1 pseudogene is annotated in these 494 nt (G+C 55.7%); it reads right to left on the reverse strand.

What is annotated here, in order from left to right:
- A pseudogene (locus MM194_RS21780) lies at positions 1-494 on the reverse strand (IS3 family transposase); the annotation flags it as partial.

The following is a 494-nucleotide window of genomic DNA, read 5'->3' on the forward strand; positions in this document are numbered from 1 at the left end:
GAGCATCAAATTCGCGGGCCAGCAGATTGGGAATATCCGGTCGTTCAGATTGGGCGGCCTTATAACGGTGTGCGCCCGGCTGCTTGGATGCCAGCCCGCCTTCCTTCATCAGGTTACGTACTTTGAATCGACCAATCTGATACCCCAACTCCCGCATCATCGACATCAAGGCGCGGCTGCCTGCCGAGCCCCGGCTCTCTTTAAACAAACGGCGCAACTCGCTGCGCTGTTGCATGCGCTCACGGTTAATCGCTCGCCTGCGAGCCAGATAATCGTAAAAACAGGAAGTGGGAACATCAAAAGCGCAGCAGACCAGGGTAATGGGGGCTTGCTCCCTTAATCGGTCTATCAGCGCGTACGTGTGAATTCGTCCGCCATCAAGAGAGCCGTAGCCTTTTTTAGAATGTCCTTTTCGCGCTCGAGGCGGTTGATGCGGGCTTCCAGCTCCTGGATTTTCTGCTGTTCCGGAGTCAGTGCTTTGCTGATAGGGGTGG

Origin of the sequence: Aeromonas sp. MR16 (assembly GCF_022549315.1) — a bacterium.
Taxonomy (GTDB): Bacteria; Pseudomonadota; Gammaproteobacteria; order Enterobacterales; family Aeromonadaceae; genus Aeromonas; species Aeromonas aquatica.